Annotated in this window: 19 protein-coding genes; 14 read left to right on the top strand and 5 right to left on the bottom strand. The window is 41.8% G+C overall.

The genetic code is table 11. From position 1 onward, the window contains the following. Positions 1-160 precede the first annotated feature (160 nt). Entirely contained in the window at positions 161-2101 is a 1941-nt protein-coding gene (locus tag BCU91_RS12370; protein ID WP_102531584.1) for a S9 family peptidase, read from the top strand. A gap of 100 nt (positions 2102-2201) precedes the next feature. Here BCU91_RS12370 and BCU91_RS12365 read toward each other — a convergent pair whose 3' ends face one another. The 4 genes from BCU91_RS12365 to BCU91_RS12350 form a co-directional block, all read right to left on the bottom strand. Then, positions 2202-3812 carry an ABC-F family ATPase gene (locus BCU91_RS12365; protein ID WP_102531583.1) on the bottom strand — a complete coding sequence of 537 codons (1611 nt, stop codon included), beginning with the start codon at positions 3810-3812 and terminating at the stop codon, positions 2202-2204. Positions 3813-4067: 255 nt separating this feature from the next. Continuing rightward, complete coding sequence (mepA, locus tag BCU91_RS12360; protein WP_102531582.1) at positions 4068-4928, bottom strand: penicillin-insensitive murein endopeptidase; 861 nt, start codon at positions 4926-4928, stop codon at positions 4068-4070. Between the two features lie 279 nt (positions 4929-5207). Continuing rightward, positions 5208-6362: an alpha-hydroxy acid oxidase gene (locus BCU91_RS12355; RefSeq protein ID WP_102531581.1), complete on the bottom strand. Its 1155-nt coding sequence runs from the start codon at positions 6360-6362 to the stop codon at positions 5208-5210. 10 nt (positions 6363-6372) lie between these two features. After that, on the bottom strand, positions 6373-7305 hold the full coding sequence (locus BCU91_RS12350; RefSeq protein WP_102531580.1) for a D-glycerate dehydrogenase: 933 nt from the start codon (positions 7303-7305) through the stop codon (positions 6373-6375). Between the two features lie 391 nt (positions 7306-7696). Between BCU91_RS12350 and BCU91_RS12345 the strand changes: the two genes are divergently transcribed. From BCU91_RS12345 to BCU91_RS12305, 9 genes are all read left to right on the top strand, one after another. Next, complete coding sequence (locus tag BCU91_RS12345; protein WP_102519976.1) at positions 7697-8425, top strand: Crp/Fnr family transcriptional regulator; 729 nt, start codon at positions 7697-7699, stop codon at positions 8423-8425. A 202-nt stretch (positions 8426-8627) separates the two neighbouring features. Continuing rightward, positions 8628-10472: a dihydroxy-acid dehydratase gene (gene ilvD, locus BCU91_RS12340; RefSeq protein WP_102531579.1), complete on the top strand. Its 1845-nt coding sequence runs from the start codon at positions 8628-8630 to the stop codon at positions 10470-10472. Positions 10473-10486: 14 nt separating this feature from the next. Beyond that, complete coding sequence (locus BCU91_RS12335) at positions 10487-11845, top strand: GntP family permease (RefSeq protein ID WP_241904081.1); 1359 nt, start codon at positions 10487-10489, stop codon at positions 11843-11845. A gap of 319 nt (positions 11846-12164) precedes the next feature. After that, entirely contained in the window at positions 12165-14756 is a 2592-nt protein-coding gene (locus BCU91_RS12330) for a TonB-dependent receptor (protein WP_102531577.1), read from the top strand. A gap of 788 nt (positions 14757-15544) precedes the next feature. Next, positions 15545-15958 carry a GNAT family N-acetyltransferase gene (locus BCU91_RS12325; protein WP_102476424.1) on the top strand — a complete coding sequence of 138 codons (414 nt, stop codon included), beginning with the start codon at positions 15545-15547 and terminating at the stop codon, positions 15956-15958. Further along, positions 15958-16575 (top strand): HD domain-containing protein, encoded by a 618-nt coding sequence (locus BCU91_RS12320; protein ID WP_241904080.1) that lies wholly within the window; start codon positions 15958-15960, stop codon positions 16573-16575. The genes BCU91_RS12325 and BCU91_RS12320 overlap by 1 nt, the downstream gene beginning before the upstream one ends. 191 nt (positions 16576-16766) lie before the next feature. Next, the gene (locus BCU91_RS12315; protein WP_102531576.1) at positions 16767-17957 is read left to right on the top strand and encodes a porin; all 1191 of its coding nucleotides are present in this window, start codon (positions 16767-16769) and stop codon (positions 17955-17957) included. Positions 17958-18237: 280 nt separating this feature from the next. Beyond that, entirely contained in the window at positions 18238-19863 is a 1626-nt protein-coding gene (locus BCU91_RS12310; protein ID WP_198590463.1) for a hypothetical protein, read from the top strand. 203 nt (positions 19864-20066) lie between these two features. After that, the gene (locus tag BCU91_RS12305; RefSeq protein ID WP_102531575.1) at positions 20067-20660 is read left to right on the top strand and encodes a pentapeptide repeat-containing protein; all 594 of its coding nucleotides are present in this window, start codon (positions 20067-20069) and stop codon (positions 20658-20660) included. Between the two features lie 99 nt (positions 20661-20759). Here BCU91_RS12305 and bioA read toward each other — a convergent pair whose 3' ends face one another. Further along, a complete protein-coding gene (gene bioA, locus BCU91_RS12300) occupies positions 20760-22118 on the bottom strand; it encodes an adenosylmethionine--8-amino-7-oxononanoate transaminase (protein ID WP_102531574.1) in 1359 nt (452 codons plus the stop codon). 111 nt (positions 22119-22229) lie between these two features. On the opposite strand from bioA, the gene bioB reads away from it, so the two are divergent. From bioB to bioD, 4 genes are read left to right on the top strand one after another with little or no spacing between them, the layout of a single operon-like run. Then, entirely contained in the window at positions 22230-23282 is a 1053-nt protein-coding gene (gene bioB, locus BCU91_RS12295) for a biotin synthase BioB (protein ID WP_102438017.1), read from the top strand. A 34-nt stretch (positions 23283-23316) separates the two neighbouring features. Further along, positions 23317-24501 (top strand): 8-amino-7-oxononanoate synthase, encoded by a 1185-nt coding sequence (locus tag BCU91_RS12290; RefSeq protein WP_102531573.1) that lies wholly within the window; start codon positions 23317-23319, stop codon positions 24499-24501. After that, positions 24501-25292: a methyltransferase domain-containing protein gene (locus tag BCU91_RS12285; protein WP_102438013.1), complete on the top strand. Its 792-nt coding sequence runs from the start codon at positions 24501-24503 to the stop codon at positions 25290-25292. The genes BCU91_RS12290 and BCU91_RS12285 overlap by 1 nt, the downstream gene beginning before the upstream one ends. A gap of 45 nt (positions 25293-25337) precedes the next feature. Next, a complete protein-coding gene (gene bioD / locus BCU91_RS12280; RefSeq protein WP_198589311.1) occupies positions 25338-26054 on the top strand; it encodes a dethiobiotin synthase in 717 nt (238 codons plus the stop codon). Positions 26055-26299: the final 245 nt, after the last annotated feature.

Raw genomic sequence — 26299 nt, 5'->3', positions numbered from 1 at the left:
TTTAAATGTTATAACGTTCCGCTTCAACTTCTGTTTTATTGATTCTCATACGGCTAGCCAATATTAGCATCTCCTGCTAGGTTGAATACTGTACTCAATAATTCATCGCTACTTTTTGAATTATCTCGTTTAAGTTCTCGGACATAATAAGGATATTTTCATGCTTAAAACCCTCATCACAACTGCTATCACAACAGCCATAATGGCGGTTGCACTAGGTGCTTGCTCGAATTCCAGTAACTCCAATGATGTTAAACCACAAGCTGATCCAATTGATTTAGTTGCCAGTAATTCAGTGGCATTTGAAACTTACAATGCTGAAGAGTTTTATAAAACCACCAGTGTATTTGGCTCTTCAATTAACCATTTAGGCAATGCTGTTTTAGTCAGTAATGATGAAAGCGGTATTTTCAATGCTTATCGTGTGCCTGTTGATGGCAGCCCGTCAAAACAACTGACGTTTTCAACTAAAGAATCAGTATTTGTTGAGTCGTGGTTTCCAAAAGACGAACGTTTTTTATATAGCGCGGATAAAGGTGGTGATGAACTTAATCATCTTTATGTCCAAGAGTTAGATGGCACTGACGTGGATTTAACCCCAGGCGAAGGCTTAAAAGCGTCAGTAATGTCATGGCATGAAGATGAGCAATCTTTCTTTGTGGTAACCAATGAACGAGATGCTAAGTATTTTGATGTTTATCAATATAATACTGAAGATTACAGTCGCCAATTAGTGTTTAAAAATGACTCTGGTTTTAGTGTAGAAAGTGTGAGTCCAAATGGCCGTTTTATCGCGCTGAGTAAAAGCCATTCAAACAGTAACTCAGATCTTTATTTAATCGACCTTAGATTGAAAATGGCAAAACCACGCTTGCTCACTGAACATAGTGGTGATGTGTCTTATTCGGTTGATACTTTTTCTAAAGACAATAAACGCTTGTTGTATGCCACCGATGAATTTGGTGAGTTCAATCAATCATGGGCATATGATTTAGCAACAGGTGAGAGCACCTTAAGCTATAAGGCAGATTGGGATGTCAGTTTTAGTTACTTTTCAAAAGATGGTCGTTTTCAAATTACCGGTGTCAATGCCGATGCGCAAACACAGTTGATTATTACTGATTTAACCACTAATTCTGAACTGCAATTACCGACCTTACCCAGTGGTGATTTACGCGGGGTAAATTTCTCTGATGATTCAAGTTCAATGGTGTTTTACATTAACTCAGATACTTCACCATCAAACTTATATACCCACAAATTAGGTACAGACTCGATACTTCGATTAACCAATTCTGGTAATCCAAACATAAAAGAACAGAATCTTGTTACCGGTGAAGTGGTGCGTTTTAAAAGCTTTGATGGTTTAGAGATTCCTGCGATTTTATATAAGCCTAAACAAGCTAATATGAAAAAAGTGCCCGCATTGATTTATATCCATGGTGGTCCTGGCGGGCAATCTCGCAAAGGGTACTCTGCAACAGTTCAACATCTGGTGAATAACGGCTATGCCATCATTAAGATTAACAATCGTGGTTCAAGTGGATATGGTAAAACGTTTTTTCACTTAGATGATAAACGTCATGGTGAAGATGATTTACAAGATGTGGTGTATAACAAAAAATACCTTCAAACCTTAGATTGGGTTGATGCCGATAAGATTGGTGTTATGGGTGGCAGTTATGGCGGTTACTTAACAATGGCTGCGATGGCATTTACTGATGAGTTTAAGGTCGGAATTAATATCTTTGGCGTTACTAACTGGGTGAGAACCCTTGAAAGCATACCGCCTTACTGGGAAGCATTTCGTAAAAGTCTTTATGACGAGTTAGGGGACCCAACGACAGATAAAGAGCGCTTACACAATATTTCACCAGTGTTTTTTGGTGAACAAGTGAAAAGCCCGGTGTTGGTGGTGCAAGGGGCAAATGATCCCCGAGTACTAAAAATTGAGAGTGATGAAATGGTCGAGTCAATCCGCTCGGGCGGCACTTATGTTGATTACCTTGTGTTTGATGATGAAGGCCATGGCTTTAGTAAAAAAGCTAACCGCATTAGTGCTTCTAATAAATACCTCGAATTTTTAAATACCTATTTATAAGTTCCAAAGGTTGGCATAGCGTAAAAACAAAAAAGCCATTTGAATATTCAAATGGCTTTTTTATGACTGCGATATTACGAATAATCTTCGTTAATAAGGCTTATTTTTTTATCAGCGCTGCTGCTTCAGCTTGGCTTGCCATGTACTCATCAAACGTACCGTGGAAGCTTAATAACTTTTGGTCTTTCACATCAATGATGTGAGTTGCAAGCGATGATACAAATTCTCTATCGTGGCTAACGAAAATCAAGGTGCCTTCAAATTCTTTAAGGGCATTGTTCAGCGCTTCAATGGCTTCCATGTCCATGTGGTTGGTTGGCTCGTCCATGATGAGTACATTTACATCCATCATCATTAACTTACCAAATAATAGACGGTTCTTTTCACCACCTGAACAGTTACGGGCTTTCTTGTTGGCATCATCTTCAGTAAATAGAAGACGGCCTAACATACCACGGACCATTAAATCGTTATGTCTTGGGGTGCGCCATTGCGACATCCAATCAAATAAACTTAGATCATTATCAAAGTCTTTGCTGCTGTCTTGCGGGCAGTAACCGATAGCGGCATTTTCAGACCACTTAACCACACCTTCGTTATTGGTCAGATCGTTAACTAAACAGCGTAGCAGGGTAGTTTTACCGACACCGTTTTCACCAATAACAGCAAGCTTTGCGCCTGCTTCAAGGATAATGTTACCGCCTTGGAATAAGGTATTATCTTCAAAACCATGGCCAACGTCTTCCATGATAAGCGCTTGACGATGCATTTTTTTGCTTTCGTCAAAACGTAATGAAGGCGTCATGCGACTAGATGATTTAACTTCATCTAGCGAAATTTTATCAAGCTTTTTAGCACGAGAACTGGCTTGCTTCGCTTTAGATGCGTTAGCACCAAAACGGTTAACAAAGTCTTGAAGTTCAGCCATTTCAGCCACTTTCTTAGCGTTACCTGCTAATAACTGCTCTTGGATTAAGCCTGCAGCTTCAAGGAAGTATTCGTAATTACCAGGGTAAATACGCAGTTCACCGTAATCGATATCAGCCATATGAGTACAGACAGTGTTCAAGAAATGTCTATCATGGGAGATGATGATCATGGTGCATTTACGTTTGTTTAACTCATCTGCTAACCAACTAATGGTATGTATGTCCAAGTTGTTGGTCGGTTCATCAAGCAGCAAGATATCAGGGTTTGAGAATAAAGCCTGTGCCAGTAATACACGTAGCTTTTTACCGGGAGCGACTTGGCTCATTAAACCAAAGTGATATTCTTCATCGATACCGGCTTCAAGTAAGATTTCACCAGCGCGGCTTTCTGCACTGTAACCGTCCATTTCAGCAAACTCACTTTCAAGTTCACCGACTCTCATTCCGTCTTCTTCAGTCATTTCAGGCAAAGAATAAATGCGTTCACGCTCTTGCTTAACTTCCCACAGTTTTGGGTCACCCTGAATGACAGCATCGACTACGCTGTACTGTTCAAAAGCAAACTGATCTTGACTTAAGGTACCGACTTTTTGGCCCGGAGTAATAGACACGTTGCCAGAAGTCGGTGCAAGTTCACCACTTAGAATTTTCATGAAGGTTGATTTACCACAACCGTTGGCACCAATTAAACCATAACGGTTTCCGTGGCCAAATTTAGCTGAGATGTTTTCAAACAATGGCTCTGGGCCAAACTGCATGGTGATATTTGCGGTAGAAATCAAAGGAATATCCTGAATGGTTAAGTATGCAAAACAAAGCTCGATGTACAATAAAAAGGTACTTTGAGTTCAGCCAAGCTAAGCAGATAAACGCTGACCTTAAAAAGGCAGAGCATTTACGTAGGTAAAACAGCCGCGGATTATACAGACATAACTGCTCATATGTCGAGCAGCCAATGCAGTTAAAGTATATTTTTGGCCTGTTTAGTGCAATTTAACGGGCAAATGCTCAATAGTGAATGTTTTAAGAGGGGGAAATTACTGTTTTGCCTGTAAGTTTTTAACTAGTGGTTCACAGGAAAGCGGTTTTTGTTTTAAAGGCTTTGGCTTTGGCGCCGCTGCCGTTTTAGCTTGTTGCTGGCTTGCCGCTGCACGCTTAAGTTGCTGGGTCCACCAAGTTAGTTCTTCACAGCCATGACCTGATTTAATGGGCTGCTGCGCTTTACATAAGCTATCAGTTTCAGGGCAATGCAAGCGCACATGCATGTGAGAGGTATGGCCCCACCAAGGACGAATTTTTTGTAGCCAAGTATCCTTGTCGCTTCGTTCATTACACAGCTGCTGCTTGATGATTGGATTAACAAAAATCCGAGCGACCTGATTATTCTCTGCAGCGACTTTGAGCATGGTTTTATGTTGTTTTGACCATGCTTGATTAACGGTTAATTTATCAATATCAACCACAGACAAATGACGTGGATTTTGTAATTCTTGGGGCTTGAGTGGCGCCTCGGTTAGTTTTAGCCAAATATCCACATCTAAGCCTATTTGATGGCTGCTGTGGCCAAAATCAAATTGGCCGCCGCGGGGCATCGACATATCACCGATGAAAATATTATTGATCCCTTGCTGAGTTAGCTGCTTTGAATAGTGACTGACAAAATTCACGAGATTAGGGTGGCCATAAAAACGCTGCCGCTGACTACGAATAACTTGGTAGCCGTCACCCGTTAACGGCAGTGGCTGTGCGCCTGATAAACAACCATTAGCATAGCCGCCAATAGCTGCAACTTGCCCTTGATAGATGCTGGTGGCGAGCTCCCAAGGATTGGTTCTGGCCTGCAGTGGATAAATGCTTAACAAACTTAATAGCAGTAATATGGTGCTTAATCGTGTCATTGATAAAATTACTCATACAAGACTGTGAATTAAAGGTATAGGACATGAGCGAGTTAATTAGCGAATGCTTGATAATCAAATCACTTATGAGCTCAACAAAAGTATAGAAGGCGATAGGAATTAGGCGAGTGAATAGCGCGGATTAGTTTGAATGCTTAAATTCTTTTAAGTCGTAGCATTATGACACTAGAGCATCAGGCCTGCGAAGGGGGGGGAGCTCGCAGGCCTGATGTTGTTCTAACTTAATATTATCTCACTTAAAGGGAATGAGGATGACCGTTAACGCTTACGGATCATGCTGGTGTTAATATCCTTAAGGCTTTGACAGCCTGCCAAGGCCATAGTACGGACCAATTCTGTTATGAGTATACAGATGGCTTTTTCTGCGCCCGCTTGCCCGCCCGCAGCTAGGCCATAGGCGTATGCTCTGCCAAGTGATACCGCATTAGCGCCTAAGGCTATCGCTTTAAAAATATCGCTGCCGCGTCTGATGCCGCCATCGACGATGAGCTCGATGTCTGGACCGACTGCCGCTCGAATGTCAGCCACCATTTCAATTGGCGCAGGGGTACAGTCCAGCTGTCTGCCGCCATGATTTGAAATCATAATGGCCGATGCGCCAATGTGTTTAGCTTTAACTGCATCATCTACCGACATAATGCCTTTGATGGCAAAAGGGCCGTCCCATTGTTTAATCATCTTGGCGGCGTGATCCCAAGTGAGATTTCGCTCCAATAGATTACCCATATACTTAAGGAAGCTTTCGGTATCGCCTGTTGAGGGGGCTGCATTTAGATTAACTAAATCTTTGCCACCTGACATAAAGTAGTTTTTTACCCACAAAGGATGTTTAGCAAATTCCAATAGGCTTTTTAGGCTGAGGTTCATGGGTATGGTTAAGCCATTTTTTATGTCTCGCTCACGATTGCCGCCCACCACGGTATCAACGGTTAAACACATGGCTTGATATTTTGCCGCTTTTGCCCGCTGCATAATTTCTTCATTTAATTGCGGATCCGTCACGACATATACCTGAAACATTTTATTGCCATAACTACTGCTGGCGACCTCTTCAATGGTTTTGGAAGAGAAAGTGGATAAGGTAAACAAAATATCCTGTTTTTCAGCGGCTTTAGCGCCAGCGATATCTGCATCAGCATGAAACATGCGCTGCTGACCCACAGGTGAAATAAAAAATGGTGCCGACATGTCACAGCCCAGTATATGGCTGTGGGTATTGATGTCGGTGACATTAGTGAGACACTTAGGAATAATCTGATATTGATCAAAGGCATTAACATTGTGACTCAAAGACACTTCATCGTCAGCACCGCCTGCCATGTAGTCATACACAGGTAGGGGGAGGTTTTTATGTGCTTGCTGATGTAACTGCTCAATGTTAAAGCATTTTTCTAAAGACTTAGTTAATAACATAGTGGCTGCTCTATACAGGAGTTGATAACGGTTTGCCTTCAAGCATCGCAATAATATTTTGTAAGGCTTTGCCTGCCATTGCTTGACGGCATTCAGCCGTTGCGCTGCCAATATGCGGAGTTAAGGTGACATTTTCAAAATCAAGATAGCCAGAATGGAAATCAGGCTCACCATCAAATACATCTAATCCAGCTGCAGCAATTTTACCGTTTTTTAGTGCATCGATGAGGGCGTTGTCATCAATTAATCCGCCGCGGCCGGTATTGATCAAAATGGCGCCATCGTTGCAATTGGCTAAGCTATCAGCATTGATTATCTGTTGTGATTCAGGGGTGAGTGGGCAATGTAAACTAATGATATCTACAGACGATAACAAGCTCGCCAGACTGTCACAATAATGGGCCTGATAGTTTGCTTCGGCTTCGAGAGATCGTGAGCGATTATAATAATAAATATCCATATTAAAGGCTTTGGCGCGGCGCGCAACGGCTTGGCCTATGCTACCCATTCCCACAATGCCTAACTTTTTACCGTGGACTTGATTTCCCATCATGGCCATTGGGGCTTGTTTAGACCATTTACCGCTGCGTAAAAAGCGCTCATTTGCGCCAAGTCGGCGGCAAGTGGCTAGCAATAACCCAAAGGCTAAGTCGGCAGTATCTTCAGTGACCACCGGGGTGTTAGTTACCGAAATGGAGCGCGCTTTAGCGGCGTTAAGGTCAATATTATCAACGCCAATACCAATATTGGCGATTAATGTAATGGATGTCGGCAAGGTATTAATAAAATCAGAACTAACGGCATCTAATGCCGTTGTTAAGTACACCTTTGCACCTGTAAAAACAGCGTAATCACCTTCAAATACCCGCACTTCGATTGCGGAGCCATTAGCGCTAATTTGCGGTAGAGGTAATGGGCGAGAAAGTACAATAATATCAGTCATTATCTTGTCCTTTTTATTATTTTTATGGGCAATCAATTGGTTTTAGGTCTCGCTATTTCTGTCATGATTTTTGAAGCTAGTGATTGTTTAGAGTGCCAGTAGCGATGGTTTGTTTCCGCAACAAATGTTGCATTTGAGATGCTTCATGGTCGATATTGATATAAAATTTATAAGCTTAATTGGCTTGCTTTTGTGAACGATAATAACGTGTCTACTATAAATATCACTATTAATCGGTAGAAGAATAGTGTTGTTAAGTGGATAAAAACCTAGGCAGCATTTGTTGCTAGCGTGTGGTTTTTTTAGCCTTTGCCTTTGTAGGGACTATCACTTAATCTAGCCATGATTGACCAATAATAATAAGTTCGAATGAACAAGGACTCTCTGCACTATGTTAACAATTCAACATCTACATAATTGGCGCGCTGAATTACCCAGCGAAATACAGCAGCAAATATCCCACAGGCTTAGCTTTAAAAAATTTCGTAAAGATGAATTTATTTACAACTCTGGTGAAACCTCAAATTGTGGCTTTCAAGTGGTGTCAGGTAAAGTCAAGATTTGTAATTACAATAAAGAAGGTCGAGAGTTAATTGTGGCCATTTTGCATGCAGGTGATTGCTTTGGGGATATCGGATTAATCACCCGCTATAATCGACCTAACTATGCTGTGGCATGCACTGATGTTGAAGTTAATGTATTGTCACATAAAGACTATTTACATTTAAGCCAGCACTTTCCTGAAATGTCGATAGCACTAAACCGCTTTCTATGTACCCGCATTCAATACACTTTTGCCAGTTTAAATGAAGCATTATTACTGCCACTTTATGAAAGATTAGGTGCAGCAATTGTCAGGCTTGCCCTAAGTCGCGGCGCCAAAGAACTTGAAGCCGTCTCTTTACCTGATATATCACAAGAAATGCTCGGGCAAATGGTGGGGGCAACACGGCAAAGCGTCGGGCGTGAATTGAAAAAAATGCAGCAAGAAAACCTGATTCAAATTGAGTACGGTAAAATTTTTATTAATGATATTGATAACATGATCAAATTGTTTGATTTGAATTTGTCACATCAAGCCATAGTGCCGCTTTATTCGACAATGGCGGATACTGCCTAGATATTTGATTTTATTATATTTTATCATCTATTGTGTTAACAGTGCCTCGCAAGGTCTTATGGCTGATATTTGCTACACCTGTCATTGCAATTGAGTTTCGAACCAAACTCAGTGCTTCGCCTTAATTGTCACAAATGTGACAGAAATTAACAAATCATCTATGACAAAGTAGTTAACACTAATAATAAAAACGAGAGTTAACATGCCTAAATTAAGATCATCAAAAGTTGTCGACGGTAAAGGTGCAGCTGCAGCACGTGCACTTTGGTTAGCAGGGGGATTACAGCAAACAGATTTTGGCAAGCCCATGATTGCCGTGGTTAATTCATTTACCGAGTTTGTCCCAGGCCATGTACATTTACAAGACGTCGGCCGCCTAGTGTGTGAGGCTATTTTTGAAGCGGGCGGCATTGCCCGTGAGTTCAATACCATTGCTATCGATGACGGCATTGCCATGGGTCATGACGGTATGCTTTATAGCTTACCGAGCCGTGAAATTATTGCTGACAGCATCGAATATATGATTAATGCTCATTGCGTTGATGCGATGATCTGTATTTCAAACTGCGACAAAATCACCCCTGGCATGTTAATGGCGGGATTAAGGTTAAATATTCCAGTGATATTTGTCTCAGGCGGGCCTATGGAAGCAGGCCGCGTAGTTGAAAAAGATAAAGTTCAGCGTTTTGACCCCATTGATACCTATATTGCCGCTTTCAGTAGTCAGGAACTTGATGGTAAAAGTGCTGAGTTTTTAGAAAATCATGCCTGTCCTACCTGCGGCTCTTGTTCTGGCATGTTTACCGCCAACTCAATGAATTGCTTGGCTGAAGTGTTAGGGCTCGCACTACCGGGCAATGGCTCATTATTGGCGACTCATTCCGATCGTAAAGACTTGTTCACCCGTGCAGCTAAGCAAATCGTAACCAACACCAAAAAGTTCTATTTTGAAGATGACGACTCGGTGTTACCGCGCTCGATTGCCACTCGCGAAGCGTTTTTCAATGCGATGAAAGTGGATATTACCATGGGAGGTTCTACCAACACCATTCTACACTTGCTGGCTATGGCCCAAGAAGGCGAGGTGGATTTCAATCTCAGTGATATTGATGGCTTATCCAGAAAAGTGCCGCACCTTTGCAAGGTGTCACCAGCCACCAAAGATTACTATATGGAAGATGTTCACCGTGCTGGCGGCATGATGGCAATCATTGGCGAACTAGAACGCGCCGGATTAATTGACACCAGTGTTAAATCGGTTGGCGGCGGGACATTAGCGGAAATGCTAGCCTATTGGGATGTATTACGTACAGATAACCCAGAAGTGCATGAGTACTTTAAAGCCGCGCCTGGTGGCAAACGCACCATTAAGGCCTATGGCCAGTCACAGCGCTGGAAAGAGTTAGATTTAGATCGTGAAAAAGGCTGTATCCGTAATATTGATAACCCTTATAGCACCGAAGGTGGCTTGGCCGTTTTGTACGGTAATATTTCTGAAAATGGTTGCATAGTGAAAACCGCTGCAGTGTATGAACATATGCTGGATTTTACCGGAACGGCAAGAGTATTCAATCAGCAAGAAACGGCATTAACCGCCATTGATAATGGTGAAATTCAACCTAACACCATCATCATTATTCGCTACGAAGGCCCCAAGGGCGGACCTGGCATGCAAGAGATGCTTAAACCAACCATGAGCTTAAAAGCTCAAGGGTTAGATGCTAGCTGTGCACTGGTGACAGATGGTCGATACTCTGGTGCATCTGCGGGTCTGTCAGTGGGCCATGTTTCACCTGAGGCGGCTAATCAAGGTGCTATCGGGTTAATTGAAGATGGCGATCAAATACGCATCGATATTCCTAATCGTTCGATTAATTTACTGATCTCTGATACGGCATTGCAGCAACGCCATGATGCCATGAATGCGTTGCCAAAGGATCAAGCTTGGCAGCCCAATGAACCAAGAACCCGTGTGATCACCCGCGCGTTAAAATCCTATGCAGCGTTTGCTACCAGTGCCGATCGCGGTGGATATCGTGAGCTATAAATGGAGTTATTGATATGGCTTTAGGAATTATTGCGGCATTAGCTGTATTTATATGGATGGCAATGCGCGGCTATAGCATTGTGCTGGCCTCGCTAGTGTGTTCCACCATAGTGATTATCACTAGCGGCATGGCATTTGATAAAGCCATGCTGGAATATTTTCCAACCGGGGCACTGGGGGCATTTACATTTGCGGGACGGTTCTTTTTACTCTTTGCCGCAGGTGCGATGTTTGGTCGTTTATTGGCGGCAACAGGAGCGGCCAATAGTATTGCGAATAAGTTAGTCGACACCTTAGGCGCTGAACGTGTGCTAATTATTACGGTATTATTTTCAGCTTTGCTCACCTATGGTGGCGTGGTGTTGTTTGTGGTTATTTTCACTATGTATCCGCTTGGGGTGCAGCTATTGCAACAAGCGAATGTGCCTAAGCGGTTATTTACTGGTGCCATTGCCTTAGGTATTGGTACGTTCACCATGACCGCTATGCCAGGCTCACCGTCAATACATAATGTGATATCTTCGGTATCGCTAAAAACCGACTTATTTGCCGCAGCGGGATATGGCCTATTCAGTAGCGCCATTATGTTGTCTTTGGGGCTGTGGTATCTTGAAAAGCAGCGTCACATAGCCAAGGCCAATGGTGAGGGTTTTATCCCTTCTGAAAAAGATAAACTGATTTTAGCCAACAATAAGCAAATGGCGATGCCATCTTGGTTTCGTTCAGTCATTCCCATTGCCGCTGTGGTAATTTGTATTGTCTCTCCAAGGATCATCAGTGCTTTAGGCGTTAACGGCATTGAGGTTGTTGACTATGCCAACAGTCAGCCGATAATTTGGCCTTGTATGGCACTCTTGATTGGTATTATTACCACCATAGTGTTGTTTCCACGTATTCTACCCCGCAGTATTACCGAGCTTGGTCAAGGCGCTGAAGAGTCTATATCGCCGTTAATCGCGACTTCAGTTGTCATCGGTTTTGGTGGCGTAGTGAGCCATACCGAAACGTTTGCGCAGTTTTCCCAGTGGATCACCACCTTAGATGTCCCTGTGCTGCTGTCAATTTTTATTGCCGCAAGTTCAGTGTCTGCAATTGTGGGTTCGTCATCAGGTGGCTTGCAAATCTTTTTAGGGACTGTGGCGCCTGTTTATTTAGATAAAGGCGTCGATCCAGAGATCTTACATCGGGTTGCTGCTATGGCCAGCGGCGGGTTTGATAGTCTGCCTCATTGCGGCGCGGTAGTAGCGATATTGGCAATAACAGGGCAAACCCATAAAACGGCTTATAAAGATGTCGGAGTCGTGACTGTGGTGTTCCCCGTCATTGCCTGTTTAACCACAATTGGGAGTTATTGGCTGCTTAACACGATATAAGCAGTGGCCTCATAAGGTATGTTTATATGTTATGAGGCTAGGTTTTATGGCTTAATCTGTCTTTTGGACATATTGAGCCGAACAATGCCATTATCTTGAATTCATGACAGCCAAAGCTTGCAAAATCTTTTTAGCCAACCCATTTTAATAAACAAATCCTCGCTATAAATTAGTTGATATTTTATCCCACAGATATCCCAACCGAACAAATGTGGCAGTTTATTGTACAGCGCTAGCGTTACCCTCAAATTAACCCGTATTTCTTTACAAATAATTAACATGGGTTGAAAAATAATAATAGTCAATTTGGGGATTAACTATGTCAAATGTTCAAGCAAACGGAAATTTTAAAAAGTCGTTAATTGCGACAGTGCTGCTATCAATAATTCATGCGCCAGTAATGGCAAATGAGCCACAACAAGAACAAACTCAGTCAGAAAAAAAACAATTTGAAGTGATTGAAGTGACCGCGCAAAAACGCAGCCAGTCTATTAATGAAGTGCCTATGTCGATTTCGGCCTTTAATGCCGAGACATTAGATGAAATAGGTATCGATGACACCACTGATTTAGCCAATATTGTACCTGGGTTTAATTTCAGTGATAGCGCATTTGGGGCACCGGTTTATACCTTACGTGGGGTGGGTTTCAATGAGTCAAGCGCTCAAGCGACATCAACGGTTGGAGTGTATGTTGATGAAATTGCAGTGCCATTTCCTATTATGACCAAAGGCACTAACCTTGACGTCGAACGGGTGGAGATTTTAAAAGGGCCACAAGGCACGCTTTATGGCCGTAACTCAACGGCTGGCGCGGTCAATTATATTGCGGCGAAACCCTCTAAGGATTTTGAAGCCGCCATCAAAGCGGGTATTGCTTCTTATGAAACCATTTCTGCTGAAGGTTACGTGACAGGCGGAATTAGCGACATGGTAAGTGGTCGTCTGGCACTAAAAACGATTCAGTCAGACGAGGGCTGGCAGGAAAGCATTAGCCGTGATGAAACCTTAGGTCGACAAGATAAACTGGCTGTGCGTGGTAGCTTAAACTTTGACTTCAGTGAGGCAACTCAAGCATTGCTGACTATCGGTTATGCTAGCGATAATTCAGAAACAATTGCGCCGCAAAATATTGATTATATTCCCGGTAAAGCAGGGGGCGCGCCGTTTACTGTTTCGATATATCAAACCCAGTTAGATATGGCACAAAATCCACAGAATTTTACCGGCTTAATGGATGATAATGCCAAAGCAGATTGGACTGCTGGGCGCACACCGAGCCTTGAACACACCAGCACGAATGTGTCATTGAAAGTTGAGCATGACATTAATGATCAAACCTTATTTACCTCGCTGACTGGCTACTCAAAATTTGAAGATGATGGTTCAGAATACGAGCGAGCTGGTTTTGCAGGGGAAACCATTGCTAATATTAAAAATAACCCACTGAGTGCCGCTACTGAACAAGCCTTTGGAGCAGGATTTGACGGCTACTTATTAGGTCGTTATCAAAATGCCGCCGATTCCGAATACGTTACCATGGACTATGTTTATCAAAATGGTGAAATTGATTCCATATCCCAAGAGTTTCGAGTTAGCCAACAACTTGATAGCCTGGTGTGGATTGCAGGGCTTTATTACAGTAAAAGCGAAGTCGATTACCAAACCCAGCAGGATTGGGGCATAAGTAGTAACGTAAATATTCTGCCAATCCCTGGCTTTGGCTTTAATATTGCTGAAAATGATATTAATCAACAAACCACAACCGCCTCAGTGTTTGCCAGTGCTGACTGGTTTATTACAGATCAATTCACGCTTACCACCGGCTTACGTTATTCAAAAGATGAAGCGGATTTTACTGGCTGCTCAAGAGATGTTGATGGCGGTTTAGCTGATACTTTTTTTAATTTCTTTTTCGGAACAACGCCCACTAGTGACGTCATCAAAGGTGATGGTTACAACGCAGGCAGTTGCGTTACGGTATTAGATTTTGGAACGCCAGAGGCGAGTGTTGGGGAGGTTAGTGACACATTAAGCGAAGACTCACTTTCATGGCGCCTAGCTGCTAATTATGAGTTTAATGATGATTTGTCAGTCTATGCATCTTATAGCCGTGGTTTTAAAGCGGGTAGCTTTCCTTCTTTAGCGGCAGTGACTGATCAACAGTTAGTTCCCGTTGTTCAAGAGCAACTTGACGCTTATGAAATAGGTTTTAAATCAAGCCTAGCCGAGCGTACTCTGCAGTTAAATGGCGCGGCTTTTTATTATGATTACCAAGATAAGCAACTGCTTACCAAAAAAATCGCCCCAGTATTTAACACCGTATTTACCCTGGGTAATATGCCTAAATCTTCGATCACAGGGGTTGAACTTGATGGGCGCTGGTTAGCGACAGATAACTTGACCTTAGGCGCTGCCTACGGCTGGTTAGATTCACAGATTAAACAAGGTGTCGGCTATAACCAACCAGGGCAATATTTAGACTTTAAAGGTTCGCCACTGCCTTTTACGCCAGAGCATCAGTTTAATTTATTTGCCCGTTTTGACTTTGAAATTTCAGCCGGGCTGCAAGGCTTTGTTGGCGCAGATGTAGCATATTCAAGTGAGTCACATGCCGATTTTGAAGGCTCAGTTGATCAAACTCTTGCCGTGTCAGATTTTGTTGGTGAGCCTTATGCCGTTGAAATTCCAGCAACCGATTATGAGTTTGATGAGCGTTTTATTAACCCGTCTTATACCCTAGTGAATTTACGTTTTGGGGTTGAAGCTGATAGTTGGAAAGCCTTTGCATGGGGTAAAAATATCACTGACGAGTACTACACCAATACCACAGTCAAAAATAATGAAATGTATGCCAAATACCCAGCAATGGGCGCCCAATACGGGGTGACATTTGAATACACATGGTTTTAGTTAAGTATGAGTTAATTGTTAATCAGGCTTAATGCCGAACTAAAGTCATCTCAACAATTACTGCGTTTTGGGATTTTGTTGGGGTGATTTTTAACTTTTAGCAGCGCTAATTTTTACATCACAGTTTTAGGGCGGGGTATAACAAGTAAGTATCGCGAGGGAAATGTTGGTAGCTATTCAGGCCACCGAAGGAACTCGATGGCCACATCTTGCTTAATGCTCTAGAAAACCTTTGTTAGCTTTCTTGGCAGTCTTTGCTGCTTTCTTTTCTTTTGCAGTTAAAAGTGGTTGCTTTTTAGTGTTTTTCTTACTGTCTTGTCCTTTGCTCATGATACTTTCCATTTGTTGTCATGTAACACACCTGAGGCTAGTTTTAATCAACCGGAGGACCCTGTTACTAGTACATTAGACTCAATTGTCGAATATATAAGTAACCATCTTAGTATGGCCCTATAGCAGGGCAATTGATAGTAATAGTTGATATACACTCAGTATATTAACCCCTTTATGTGTTGCTAGGGGGTAGATAAAGCTGTTTGCGTTAAAGTTGGGCCGTAGATATTTTAGTAAACGATGGATTTAACAATTTGATAACCAGGCTTAATGTGTAAAAATATTGAAGACTGCTATAAACAAGGACATGGAGTGAGTCAGTTGCAAAAATGAGTTAAGTAATTACAGGTGTATGGCTTTAAGGCGAGTTTCAGTGGCAATAAAATTCACATTAAATTCGAAGGCTAAGCTAATTTAGTTTGAATAACCCAAGATATTGGCTTGGAGGCCAGCAAATGATGTTAGAAGTAAACCATCAAGAAGATAGCGTTATTTTTGACACCCTAGTCGCAGGGGTTAGAGAGCACAAATATGAACATATGGGGCCAGAAGAAACCAAGCCCTTATCTGTGGTTTGTCGTGATGAACAAGGCACTATTATAGGTGGGATAGCAGGGCGAACTATATACAGAAACTTTCTTATTGAAGTGCTCTGGGTCGACAAAGCAAGCCGAGGCTCAGGTCTTGGCCGTCAATTAATGGCATCGGCAGAACTGGAAGCCAAGAAAAGGGGTTGTGTTGTTGCCCAACTGGATACCTTAGATTACCAAGCGCCAGAGTTTTATAAAAAGCTGGGTTTTAAAGTTGTCGGCAGTGTGGCAGCTTTTCCTGGTAGCCCTGAAAGGATTTTCCTCACCAAAGAATACTAATGCTCACTGAATATTATGGGATTCATTTACAAGGATGTTTGAATGAGATCAAAGGCATTGTTGAATTTATTGTAGAAATAGAAAAGTTAAAGTCGGTAACACCTAATACTAAACCTGTAGGTTTAGAACGCTATGAGAATTCAGCTGAACACAGCTGGCATGTGTGCATTAGTGCGCTGATGTTAAAAGAGTTTGCTAATGAACCCGTTGATATCAATCGGGTGATTAAAATGCTACTACTGCATGATTTTGGTGAAATCGATGCAGGCGATACCATAGTTTATGCCAGCAGCAATACGCATTCGATTGCGGAGCAGCAAGGAGTAGAGCGGTTATTCAAAACCTTGCCAGAATATTTAGCTGACGAATATTTACAGCTTTGGCTTGAGTTCGAAGCAGGTAAAACTGCCGATGCTATATTCGCTAAAGCCATTGATAGAGTGCCGCCGTTACTGCATAACATTCATGGCGGTGGTCATAGTTGGAAAAAGCATAATATTTCAAAGCAGCAAGTCATGTCATTGAATGGTGATCGAATCGCTAAAGGTAGTCATAGTCTATGGACTGAGCTTGAAAAACAGTTAATCAGCGCCGCTGAGCAAGGTTTACTTAAATAGCGCTGGCTCGCTTTAGGTAACAACCGATAATTCTTTCTCATTACTCTCATTACTCTTATTCTCATCGCTCTTCTCACGACTTTTATTGAATAAAAAATAAAAACAATTTCTTGTGTATCTTTATAGTTGCGAAAAATTAGCTACATTTATAAAGAGGCGAAAAATTAGTCACAGAGAAGGATTTCGCCAAAATGACTACAAATGGGAGTGTCATTGAGATGATGAAAAAATTATTAGGGGCTTGCTTACTGGTAACCGTGTTACCGCTAGAGGCAGTTGAAGTTTATAAGTCTGATCTATTAAATTTAGACGTCGGTGGCAATATTCAATTAGGTGTTATCAATAGTGACACTAACGATGGTGACAATACCACCACTGTGTTTGATAACGGCTCTCGATTACATTTTGATTTTAGCAGTTCGGTAAATTCAGACCTAAAATTTAGAGGTTTTTTTGAGTGGTATATTAATGCGGTAGCCCGCAATAGCATTGATAGTTACAACGTTGGTCATAATGCAATCTCGCTAAGTGATGGCAGGAATGAGTTTATGTCACTCAGGCAAGGTTTCTTTGCTGCTCAGCACACTAAATGGGGAGAGCTGTCTATTGGTAAAAGAATGGGAGCTTATACGGCCGTCACCTCGGTAACCGATAGGTTTAATGTTTATTCGGCGCTGGCATCATCAACTTATGTATACGGTGATGGTGGCTTAAGTGGCACGGGTAGAGTCGATAACGGTATTTTTTGGAATAAGCCGTTCGATTTCGATAATCATAGTTTAACGGTTAACCTTCAAGGGCAGTTTATAGACGACACCACAGTGCTTAAAGACGATGAAGATATGCCAGTATTAGATGATGACGGTAATGAAGTCACTCTAACTGCTAAAGGCGGTGAAGCGGCCAGTGTTATTTATGCTTATGATGTAGACAAATTCACCTTTGGCTTAGCGTATGTTAATGACGAGGCTGAAGGGAAAGGTATTAGGATCAGTAACCCTAGGGCCATAGCAGCTTCTTTTAGTTCAACCATGGGTGACTGGTATTTATCTGCGGTAGCCGCACATTCAGAAGGCATGTATCAAGACAACAGTAATCAAATTTTTGAAGGTAAAGGCTACGAAATAGCACTGAGCCGAGACATAGGAAATTGGACTCCAATGATCGGTTGGAATCATATCGAACCGGATAATTACGATATTGCAGAGCAGAACCAAGCTAGCCAATATGAGCTCGATTTAATCATCATCACCCTTAATTACAACGTACCGTCACTGGGCTTTTTTGCCTTTATTGAAGGCATGGTTGATAACGGTAAAAACGCCGATGGTAGCAATAGTAACGACGATTATATATCGGTGGGAATGTACTATCCTTTTTAGCGTTAGCGAAGTTTAAAACTTAACTTGAAGGGAAACTTAAATCGTTAGAGAAGGTAATTCATACCAAGTAAGTGTTAAAGGTGGTGGGCTATAGTTGTCTTTTTGTTAAAAGGGGATACAATTTATGTAAGGGAACGATAAAAATGACTTTATGCATCAATTAGGTAGCGCTTATATGGATACTAATAAAAGATCGTTAAACGGAATAACGTTTAATTATGTTCTAGCAAAGGTGGGATTTTTCAGACTTAACAAGGTAATAAAAGTTTCAAGTTTAGTTGTGAGTTCATTGTTACTAAGTAATGTGGCTTTTAGTGAAGAAATTGCTAGTGAAGATATCAATAATTTAGAGTTTATTAGCGTCCCTAAGGGGGTGAGTGTATTTGAAAAGTATGGTCTTTCTGATGACCTCCCAAAATTTGGAATGAGTTCGTTATCCCAAGGTGAAAACTTGGTTGAACATGCATCTCGAGTCACTGAGTTTGAAGGGAAACAAACAACGTCGGACATATTTTTAGTCCAAAGTACTGACACTAAAGGCAATATTGATTTAAGAATTAAATATGACCCAATTAAGTTAGATAAAGACGAAGATGTCATTGCACGTATCGAAAATCTGACAAAAACCGAGTACCTTTTGCGCCAATACGCTAAAAGCTATGATGAGTCATCAGTTAAGGTGGCAGAAAAGGCTAATGGAGAAGTGGTGATTCGTTTTAACTACTCCAAATACCAACTTCCGCAAAACATTGCTTATTTTCGTTTTATGCAGGTATCCATCACGGCTAAAGACGGCAAGCCAATTAAAATGGAGATTACCAATTCAAAAGACTTCGATTACGAAGGCGTGAAAGTTAAAGACTATTCGCAAACGATTTATTTTACTGAATTGGAAAACGGTAAGCCTTATATCAAAAAGAAAATTGAAATTGCCAAGGGCACTAAAAAAGACAAACCGATCACCTTAACTACAACGGTTACCACAATTGCTTTATATGATAATCAAGATGCCGTGGTGGTGATTGATGCTGACTTACTCGCAACGGTTTCAGATCCGCGCATGCGAGAAGAAAAAGTAGAGCTACAAGCGATGTTCCCAATACTTGCTGACTTGGTGCGTCAACAAGGGATTGATGTGCCATTACCTTACGGTATTTCAGTCGCCTATCGAGATCAAAGTATGGATGTAGGTTTCACTTCATTTGATATTATGGGGTTGGAGTTAGACGAGTTTTTTGACCCAGAAACCACCTTCGGAACCGTAGACGCTAAAAGTGTGTCCCTAAGGGCCGATTTAAATATTTTTCCATTTTGGAATGTGTATGCATTAGTCGGTAAAATTAAAGTCGATGCGGTTATCGATGCCCAGTATACCGGTAATATTCGTGATGTGTTTGTCGATAAATTAGGCTCAGAGTTTAAAGCTGATATTGCTTGTGCCTTTGCTGCTGAAGTCGGAGTACCACTTTGTGAGCCAACCCGTTTTGATGTTCCTTTGGAACTTAATTATGATTTAGTGGGCGCAGGTACCACACTTTCGGTGGGTTATAGGGAGTTTTTTGCTTCAGTTACAGGTACCTATTCGTTCACTAAATTAAGTGGCCAGGATTGGGGCGACGGTATTCTCACCGTGCAACCTATGTTGGGTTACCAGTTACTGGATTACCGTACTCAGTTTTTTGTTGGTGCAGAATATCAAGCATTAAAAGCTAACATGGAAGGTAATTTAGGTTTTGTTGAAGAGTTGAACCGTGAGTTTACTTTCGATGTAGGTGTTAAGTTGAACCAATGGGCTTATCTAGTCGGCTTTAATAAGCAAATTGGTAAACATTACAATTTAAGTGTGCTGTATAACAAAGGTGAAACCCGTGATGCATATACAGTAAGCTTTAATTATCGCTTCTAAATTAGATAAGTAAGTATTCGGTATCAAGGTAACCGATAGTGAGTAAGTTTTTTTACTTAACCACTATCGGTTTTTTTGCTTATTTTTAGTGAGGCCGTAGCAATCAGTGGGGTCTTAATAATATTTTTGCGCTATTTTCTCTGTTATCAGGGCAAGTGTTATAAAATACGCCTCAAGTTTGAATAATCGAGCATGGGGTTTTAATGAGTCAGATCGTCACACATGAGCAGTACTTTGATAAAAGCTTCAATAAACAACCCATAGACTCAACTGAGGGCTGTGAATTTGAAGAGTGTGAATTTAATGATTGCGACTTTACTGAAGCAGTATTAAAAAATACTAAGTTTTTAAGTTGTACGTTTAATCGCTGTAATTTGAGCTTAATTAAGGTGCCCCGTAGCCGTTTTTTTGAGGTAGATTTTAATGACTGCAAAATGGTGGGTATTGATTGGACTAAAGCGGATTGGCCGTCATTTCATCGTGATGCACAATTAAGCTTTAGCCGTTGTATTCTTAATGACAATTCATTTTTTGGCTTAGTACTAAATGAGTTAAAGCTGATTGAATGCAAGCTGCATGATGTTGATTTTCGTAATGGTGACTTTGCCAATTCCACCATGACTTTTTGTGATGTTACGAATAGTATTTTTATGAAAACCAATCTACAAGCTGTCGACTTTAGTGATTCAACTGACTTTACTATCGATGTGCTACAAAACCGCATTGCCCAAGCTAAGTTCTCACGTTTTGAAGCGCTAAACTTACTTGAGAGTTTAGCTATCGAGCTGGTGGATTAATACAGAATATAAAAAGCGCTATGAGTACACTCTCACTGTCATAGCGCTATCAGTTTTACACTGCTTTTACGTCAATCAACCAACTTATTTACACCCCAGCTAACCATTACTAAAGCTATCTGCAGCGGCTTGCTCTTGAGTAATATTTGCGGCAATAGTTTTCATGGCTTGGGTTAGTGTCGTCAGTTGCTCTTTGGTAATAGTATAAGGCGGAGTAATGTATATCACGTTGGCAAAAGGTCTTATCCACACACCTAACTCAATAAAGTCTTGCTGCAATTTAGCCGTGTTAACCACGCTATCCATTTCAATTACGCCTACTGCGCCTAATACTCTGACATCCACCACATGCTGATAATCAATAGCTTCAGCAAGTTCAGTCTTCATTTGCAACTCAACATCGCTGACCTGTTGTTGCCATGCGCCAGTTTGTAAAATACTCATACTGGCACTGGCTGCAGCGCATGCTAGCGGATTGCCCATAAAGGTTGGTCCGTGCATAAACACACCAGCAGGGGAGTCACTGACGCCTTTGGCGACTTCATCACTACATAGTGTGGCGGCTAAGCTGATGTAACCGCCGGTTAAGGCTTTACCTAAACACAAAATATCGGCTTCGATATTGGCATATTCATAAGCAAATAACTTGCCGATACGGCCAAATCCCGTAGCGATTTCATCAAGAATGAGCAGGACATGATACTGGTCACATAAGGTTCTAATGGCAGATAAATACTCGGCTGAATAAAAATGCATTCCGCCAGCAGCTTGCATCACAGGTTCAATAATTATGGCGGCAATATCTTGATGATGCTCTGCTAAAATCGCCTCAAGCGCATCAGTATCACCTTGCTTTAAAGCTTCACCGAAAACAGATAGTGGCGCTGGGGCAAAAAGGTGTTCAGTAACCGCTGCGCTAAACATGGTATGCATGCCATTATCAGGATCGCAGACGCTCATCGCGGCAAAGGTATCACCATGATAACCACGCTTAACGGTTAATAAACGCTGCTTTTGTGGTAGCTGTTTACCTTGCCAGTATTGCATGGCCATTTTAATGGCCACTTCAACGGCAATAGAGCCAGAGTCGGCTAAAAAAACCTTGGTTAAATTGGGGCTGGTCATCGCCACTAATTGCTTGCAGAGGTTAACTGCAGGGGCGTGGGTAATACCGCCAAACATTACATGGCTTAGGGTCGTGAGCTGCTGCTGCATCGCCTCAATAATTTCTGGGTGGTTATAGCCATGAATACAGGCCCACCAAGAGCTGGTGCCATCAATGACCTTTTGACCGCTGCTTAAGGTCAGTTCACACCCATCGGCACTATGGACTCCAGTTACGCTGGCAGCTTGACTCATCGAAGTATAGGGATGCCAAATATGCTGTTTATCAAACTCAAAGTCTATAGCTTGAGAATCGATTGTCTGGGATGCTTGCTGATAAAATGAGTTGTTCATATTTTAACCGTTAGTCAAGGTGTAATGCGCGATAGCATTGACAGTTTACGTGCTGAAGGTATCCTAACCCAATATAAAGTGAATATAAAACGAATAACAAAGGATTAATCAATGTCATCATTAGCTATCCGTCATGACTGGACCAAAGCTGAAATAGAAGCGTTATTTGCTTTACCAATGAACGATTTACTGTTTAAAGCCCACAGTATTCATCGTGAGACGTTTGATCCTAATGAAGTACAAATTAGTCGTTTATTATCAATTAAAACCGGTGCTTGTCCTGAAGATTGTAAGTATTGCCCTCAAAGTGCCCGTTACGATACCGGTCTTGAAAAAGAGCGTTTATTGGAAATCGAAAAAGTCATCACCGAAGCCAAAAGCGCGAAAGCAGCGGGAGCATCACGTTTTTGTATGGGCGCTGCATGGCGTAACCCTCGCGAGCGCGATATGCCATATTTAACCCAAATGGTTAAAGATGTAAGAGCATTAGGCATGGAAACCTGTATGACACTGGGTATGCTGTCAAAAGAACAGTCTGACGAACTTGCCAAAGCAGGTCTTGATTACTATAACCACAACCTTGATACCTCACCTGAATATTATGGCGATGTGATCACCACCCGTACTTATCAAAACCGTATTGATACTTTAACCAACGTGCGTCAGTCAGGCATGAAAGTGTGTTCTGGCGGTATTGTCGGTATGGGCGAAAAAGCGACAGACAGAGCAGGTTTATTACAACAGCTAGCTAATTTAGAGCAGCATCCTGATTCAGTACCGATTAATATGTTGGTTAAAGTTGCAGGTACGCCATTTGAAAAGATAGATGACTTAGATCCCTTTGAATTTGTGCGCACCATTGCCGTTGCACGTATTATTATGCCTAAATCTCGAGTGCGTTTATCAGCTGGGCGTGAAAGCATGACTGATGAATTACAATCTATGTGTTTCTTTGCTGGTGCTAACTCTATTTTCTACGGTTGTAAGTTACTGACGACACCCAACCCTGAAGAAAACGATGATATGAGCCTATTTAGACGTTTAGGGCTACATCCTGAGCAAGGACCATCAGCTGACATTGAATCTGACACTGCGTTATTGGCTAAAGCCAATGCAAAAAAAGATAAAGCAACGCAACAATTCTTTGATGCCGCGGCGTTATAAAGAGATGCACATTTGTCAGTAGAAGGCAGTATTCATGGCAAATCACCCAATATCATCACGAATAAGTCATCGTTTGCAGCAGCTGCAAACTGATGGCTTGCTGAGGCAAAGAAAGTTAGCTGAGTTAGACAAGGCATCGGCTAACAACTTAGCTCCAACAATTCCCAATATTATTGATTTCAGTCACAACGATTACCTTGGGCTGGCCAATGATCCTGAGATGATTGCCGCTATTCATGCTGGCGCGATAAAATATGGTGTTGGCAGTAAAGCATCGCCATTAGTATCTGGATACAGTGAAGCCCACCTAAAGCTTGAACAAGGTTTATGTGAGCTGACCGGTCATGAAGCAGGGCTATTATTTTGCTCTGGATTTAGTGCCAATCAAGCGTTAATCAAAACCTTATTTGAAGCAGGCGATGTGATTATTGCTGATAAGCTTATTCATGCATCAGTGATAGACGGTGTAAAAGACAGCGGCGCTGCACTTAAGCGCTATAAACACAATGATATAACCCATGCAGAGCAGTTACTTAATCGATTTCCTAATAGCGCCTTATTTACCGAAAGCGTTTTTAGTATGGATGGCGATCGTGCGCCATTAGATGCGTTATCGAACTTGTGTAAGCAGCATAATAGTTGGTTAGTGGTTGATGATGCCCATGGTTTTGGAATCAATTATGAAGAGCTTGCTAGCAATCGCTTTAACGTCAGCAGAGCGGCAGTTACACCACAATGCGATATTCAAGTCATTACCTTTGGTAAAGCCCTCGGCTGCCAAGGCGCCTGCGTTTTAGCGTCACAGCAAATTATTGATTATATGGTGGCGCAATCACGGCATTACATTTATTCAACCGCACTGTCACCTGCCAGTGCTCATTTAGCGTTAACAGCGGTTAATTTAACTCAGTCGCAACCTGATAAAGCATCAACATTGTTTGCCAATATTGCCTTCTTTAGGTCGCTTTGTAATGCTAAAAACATTGCGCTAACAGAGTCAACAACCGCCATTCAGCCTGTAATTATCGGTGACAGTGAACGAACTTTAGCAATAGCAAAGGCATTAAAGCAACAAGGTTTACAGGTCGGGGCAATCAGGCCGCCAACAGTGCCTAAAGGGCAGGCAAGGCTGAGAGTGACCATTAATGCCAGCCATAATGCCGAGCAAATAACCCAATTAGTTGATGCACTAGCAGTGCAGTTACCAAGAGAATATTAATGAATCTAGATAACCCCGTAGCGGTTAAATTCTCCCAAGCTGCAGCTACCTATAAACAACACGATGTATTACAGCGCATCACGGCTAGCAGGTTAATAAAACTTGCTAATACTGAGTATAATGCCGATAAAAAAGCAGGTTTAACCGGGCATTTATTGGATTTAGGCTGTGGCCCAGGTACTGACTTTGAATCAAATCACTGCCAGCTAACTAAGGTCACGGCAGTTGATTTATCGCCTCAAATGCTAAATGTGGTGCAGCAGTCTTTTCCGCAATATCACACTGTTTGCGCCGATGCGGCAAACTTACCTATAACTGCAAATAGCATGGACAGTATTTATTCAAACTTAGTTCTGCAGTGGTGTGATGAATTAACCCAAGTATTTAATGAACTTAATAGAGTCATAAAACCTCAAGGCCAAGCCTTTATTAGCGTGGTGAGTGATGGCAGTCTTTCACAGCTTGAAACCCTAGGGCTAGGCCATAATAGTTTTCGTCATTTAGATGACATTATCGCCGCGATAGATACCGAAAAATGGCAAATACTCTCTGCTGAGACCACTACCGAGCAAGTACATTTTGCCGATTTAAAGGCATTACTGTATTCAATTAAAGGGGTCGGGGCGTCAGTGAATGAATACCAAGATAAAAGCTTAACGGATAAAAAAACTAATCGTTTGCGCGGTCGTAAAGATTGGCTCGCGTTAATGGATAAAGCGGAAAGCTTACGTGAAGCAAACGGCTTACCATTGAGCTATAACATCAGCTATTTACAACTTGGTAAGCGTTAAATTTTTAGACAATTGGATATAAACAGTGAAGGGGTTATTTCGATGATTTATTTTGTTACTGGCACTGATACTGACAGCGGAAAAACCCTGATTTCATCGGCGCTACTTAATCTTGCAACAAGAAAAACGGCTCTAGCTAAAATAACTGTCGCTAAAACCACAGAAGCTAAAACCCTCGGCGTCAAACCTATTGCCTCAGGTTGTATTGAAACAGACGCAGGGCTTAGAAATAGCGATGCGCTAAGCCTAATTGAACAATCAACTATCACGCTCGATTACAATCAAATTAACCCTATCGCATTTAAACCCGCCATTGCACCGCATATTGCCGCAAAGCAACAAGGGGTGAGTTTAACTGCCAGTGGCGTTGTTGATTTATTGCCACTTGAAGCACTAAACAGTGCCGAGTTTGCATTAATTGAAGGTGCTGGTGGCTGGAGATTACCTTTAAGTAAAGGCCAATATTTATCGCAATCAGTACAGCAGCTGGCTCAGCAAAATGATGTTGGGGTTATTTTAGTGGTGGGCATGAAGCTTGGTTGTCTTAACCATGCATTATTAACCCAAGAGGCCATTGAAGCTGACGGGCTTAATATTGCAGCTTGGGTCGCTAACCAAGTTGACCCTGAAATGAGTGAAATAGAAGAGAACTTATCAAGTTTAAAAGAGTTAATGACAGCGCCATTCTTAGGTTATGTGCCGTACTTAAGTGAGCCAACAGCTATAAATGCCGCTGTGCATATTGATAACTCGACCTTATAGAGACTTAAGTTTTGATTTTTAGCCTTTGTCTTTTTGCTTACAAGTAGTTGTTTTAGCATTTGATATTTTCAAGGAGAGAAATCATCGAATTTGCACCAGAGTTTACCAAGGCAGAAAAAATACGCAGAGTAATATTGTATACCTTGGTGGGCCTTTTCATTTATATCACCCATCAAAAGTGGCTATTTCCTTTTATTTCTTGGTATACGACTACCGCTCACTGTCACACGCCTTTTGGTTTTTCT

Origin of the sequence: Shewanella sp. 10N.286.52.B9, from assembly GCF_002873635.1 — a bacterium.
In the GTDB taxonomy this organism is placed as follows: Bacteria; Pseudomonadota; Gammaproteobacteria; order Enterobacterales; family Shewanellaceae; genus Shewanella.
Note: the sequence above shows the minus strand (reverse complement) of the source record. Positions and strands in the feature narration are given on the sequence as shown.

Bases quoted from the DNA above. Each gene is read 5' to 3' on its own strand.
- BCU91_RS12370 (WP_102531584.1), top strand. From the start codon at position 161: ATGCTTAAAACCCTCATCACAACTGCTATCACAACAGCCATAATGGCG.
- mepA (WP_102531582.1), bottom strand. From the start codon at position 4,928: ATGACACGATTAAGCACCATATTACTGCTATTAAGTTTGTTAAGCATT.
- BCU91_RS12355 (WP_102531581.1), bottom strand. From the start codon at position 6,362: ATGTTATTAACTAAGTCTTTAGAAAAATGCTTTAACATTGAGCAGTTA.
- BCU91_RS12350 (WP_102531580.1), bottom strand. From the start codon at position 7,305: ATGACTGATATTATTGTACTTTCTCGCCCATTACCTCTACCGCAAATT.
- BCU91_RS12345 (WP_102519976.1), top strand. From the start codon at position 7,697: ATGTTAACAATTCAACATCTACATAATTGGCGCGCTGAATTACCCAGC.
- ilvD (WP_102531579.1), top strand. From the start codon at position 8,628: ATGCCTAAATTAAGATCATCAAAAGTTGTCGACGGTAAAGGTGCAGCT.
- BCU91_RS12335 (WP_241904081.1), top strand. From the start codon at position 10,487: ATGGCTTTAGGAATTATTGCGGCATTAGCTGTATTTATATGGATGGCA.
- BCU91_RS12330 (WP_102531577.1), top strand. From the start codon at position 12,165: ATGTCAAATGTTCAAGCAAACGGAAATTTTAAAAAGTCGTTAATTGCG.
- BCU91_RS12325 (WP_102476424.1), top strand. From the start codon at position 15,545: ATGATGTTAGAAGTAAACCATCAAGAAGATAGCGTTATTTTTGACACC.
- BCU91_RS12320 (WP_241904080.1), top strand. From the start codon at position 15,958: ATGCTCACTGAATATTATGGGATTCATTTACAAGGATGTTTGAATGAG.
- BCU91_RS12315 (WP_102531576.1), top strand. From the start codon at position 16,767: ATGACTACAAATGGGAGTGTCATTGAGATGATGAAAAAATTATTAGGG.
- BCU91_RS12305 (WP_102531575.1), top strand. From the start codon at position 20,067: ATGAGTCAGATCGTCACACATGAGCAGTACTTTGATAAAAGCTTCAAT.
- bioA (WP_102531574.1), bottom strand. From the start codon at position 22,118: ATGAACAACTCATTTTATCAGCAAGCATCCCAGACAATCGATTCTCAA.
- bioB (WP_102438017.1), top strand. From the start codon at position 22,230: ATGTCATCATTAGCTATCCGTCATGACTGGACCAAAGCTGAAATAGAA.
- BCU91_RS12290 (WP_102531573.1), top strand. From the start codon at position 23,317: ATGGCAAATCACCCAATATCATCACGAATAAGTCATCGTTTGCAGCAG.
- BCU91_RS12285 (WP_102438013.1), top strand. From the start codon at position 24,501: ATGAATCTAGATAACCCCGTAGCGGTTAAATTCTCCCAAGCTGCAGCT.